Origin of the sequence: Pseudonocardia pini (genome assembly GCF_013870575.1) — a bacterium.
GTDB lineage: Bacteria > Actinomycetota > Actinomycetes > Mycobacteriales > Pseudonocardiaceae > Pseudonocardia > Pseudonocardia pini.
Map to the genome: position 1 here is coordinate 1 of NZ_JACBXB010000765.1, position 2,640 is coordinate 2,640.

Here is a 2,640-nt window from a genome sequence, read left to right on the forward strand (position 1 = left end):
CGCCGACCTGCGGATCCGCGGACTGCGGGCGACCTACGGGGACACCGTGGCGCTCGACGGGCTGGACCTGGACGTGCCCGCGGGGGCGCATGTGGCGGTCGTCGGGCCGAGCGGGGCGGGCAAGAGCACCCTCGCCGCGGTCCTCTTCCGGTTCCGGGACGCCGACGCCGGTGAGGTGCGGCTCGGCGAGGTCGACCTGCTGCGCCGCTCCCCCGACGCCGTCCGCGCGGCGGTGAGCGGTGTGCCCCAGGACCCGCACCTGTTCGACAGCACCGTCCGGGAGAACCTCCGGCTGGCCCGCCCCGAGGCGACCGACGACGAGCTGCGGGCCGTCCTCGACCGCGTCCGGCTCGACGTCGGGCTCGACGAGCCGGTCGGCACCCGCGGGCACCGGCTCTCCGGCGGCATGCGGCAGCGGCTCGCCCTGGCCAGGGCGCTGCTGACCGACCCGGCCGTGCTGGTCCTCGACGAGCCCACGGCCCATCTCGACCCGGACACCCGCGACGCCGTCCTCGACGACCTGCTCACCGCCGCCGCAGGCCGGACCACGCTGCTGATCACCCACGACCACGCGCTGCTCGACCGGATGGACCGAATCGTCACGATCACCCCTCTCAGCCGGGCCACAGTGAGCCCCTGAGAAGCTCTGCCCGTGCGACACCGTCTCGTTCAGCGCCGCCGCTTCGTCCCTCTGCTCGCCGCCACCGCCGCCGGGCTCGTGCTCCTGGCGGGCTGCTCGTCCACCCCCGCCACGGGCGTCGGACCGGACCGGACCGCCGCGGGCATCGACCTGTCCGAGGGCTGGGACTGGACGCCCCAGGCCACGCCGCTGGAGCTGGGCGTCACCCACACCCAGAGCACGCTCGACGACCACGATCCCGCCGAGTCCAACGCCCGCGGCCAGGCCATCCTCGCCAAGAGCGCGACCTGGCAGAACGTCCATCTGATGGGCTTCGGCACGCTCAACCCCGAGCCCGCCCCCGGCGAGTACGACTGGTCGAGCCTGGACAAGCGCATGAAGCTCGTCGAGGACACCGGCGCCCGGACGATGCTCACGGCCTGCTGCGCGCCGGACTGGATGAAGGGCGGCCAGGCGGGGCGCACCGACTGGTCGGAGCTGGAGAAGGCGCCGGACCCCGCGTCCTTCCAGGCCTACGCCGACCTCGTCGGCCAGGCGGTGCAGCGCTACCCGCAGATCGAGCGGGTGCAGGTCTGGAACGAGCTGAAGGGCTTCTTCCACCCGGAGTGGAACCGCTGGGACTACGAGGGGTACACCGACCTCTACAACCGCGTGTACGCGGCGGTGAAGTCGGTCCGGCCCGACGTCCTGGTCGGCGGCCCGTACCCGGTCATGATCAGCCTGACCCCGGACGACACCAACGCCTCCGACGAGCTCAGCGGCCCCTGGGGCAACATGGACCAGCGGGTCCTCGACGCCCTCGACTACTGGTTCCGCAACAACCAGGGCGCGGACTTCCTCGTGGTCGACGGCGGCACGGCCGTCCGCGAGGGCACCATCAGCGGCAGGCTGGACGACGCCGCCCGCAAGTTCGCCGACATCGACCGGTGGCTGGCGCAGCGCACCGACCTGCCGATCTGGTGGGCCGAGTTCTACCCCGACGTGCCGCAGGGCCAGACCGCGGCCGCGGACAGCCAGGCCAGCGCCGCGGCCACCCTCTCCGCGGTCGGCGCCTTCGGCCGCTCCGGCGCCGCGGGTGCCCTGCTCTGGGGGCCGCAGGGCCACGAGCTCGAGTACGCCGCGCTGTGGACGGACGCGACCGTGGCCTCGGGCGGCCTGCCGACCCCGCTCACCGCGTCCTGGGAGTGGCTCGTGCCGCGGCTCGCCGCGGGCGGGATGGAGCTGGGGACCTCGCAGACCGCGCCGCTCATCGCCTTCCGCGCCCCGGACGGCGGCGCGGTGGTCGTGAACACGAGCGACCAGGAGGTGCCGGTGGACGGCCAGGAGCCGATGGCGCCGTACGCGATCGGCATCGCCCCCGCCAGCTCCTGACCCCGCCAGGACGCGTTGTGGAGCCATCCGTACGTTGTGGCTCCACAACGCCCAGGGGTCAGGTCTTCGGGCCGCCCGCGACGTAGATGACCTGGCCGGACACGAAGCCTGCACGCTCGTCGACGAAGAAGGACACGGTGTTGGCGATGTCCTCCACCTGGCCCGCCCGCTGCACGGGGATCTCCTTGGCGCGGGCGGCGAGGTAGTCGTCCCAGTCCACGCCGAGCCGCTCGGCGGTCGCCTTCGTCATGTCGCTGGCGATGAAGCCGGGCGCGATGCAGTTGGCCGTGATGCCGAACTTGCCCAGCTCGATCGCGAGGGTCTTCGTGAAGCCCTGCAGGCCCGCCTTCGCGGTGGAGTAGTTCGCCTGACCGCGGTTGCCCAGCGCCGAGGTCGAGGACAGGTTCACGATCCGGCCGAACTTCGCGTCGACCATGTACTTCTGCGCGGCCTTGGTCATCAGGAACGAGCCCTTGAGGTGCACGCCCATCACGGCGTCCCAGTCCGACTCGGCCATCTTGAAGATCAGGTTGTCCCGGGTGATGCCCGCGTTGTTGACCAGCACGGTCGGCCCGCCGAGCTCCTCGGCGACCCGCGCGACGGCGGCCTCGACGGCGGCGGCGTCGGAG

The 2,640-nt window shown here is 72.8% G+C and carries 3 protein-coding genes; 2 read left to right on the top strand and 1 reads right to left on the bottom strand.

All coding sequences use genetic code 11. The annotated features are described in order from the left end of the window. The coding region (locus tag H5J29_RS28550) for an ATP-binding cassette domain-containing protein (RefSeq protein WP_181784086.1) at positions 1 to 640 on the top strand (640 nt) is incomplete at its 5' end. 12 nt (positions 641 to 652) lie between these two features. Beyond that, the gene (locus tag H5J29_RS28555; RefSeq protein WP_181784087.1) at positions 653 to 2,011 is read left to right on the top strand and encodes a hypothetical protein; all 1,359 of its coding nucleotides are present in this window, start codon (positions 653 to 655) and stop codon (positions 2,009 to 2,011) included. A gap of 58 nt (positions 2,012 to 2,069) precedes the next feature. Here the strand turns inward: H5J29_RS28555 and H5J29_RS28560 are convergent. Next, positions 2,070 to 2,640 (bottom strand): SDR family oxidoreductase (locus tag H5J29_RS28560; protein WP_181784088.1); only part of this gene is annotated, 571 nt, incomplete at its 5' end.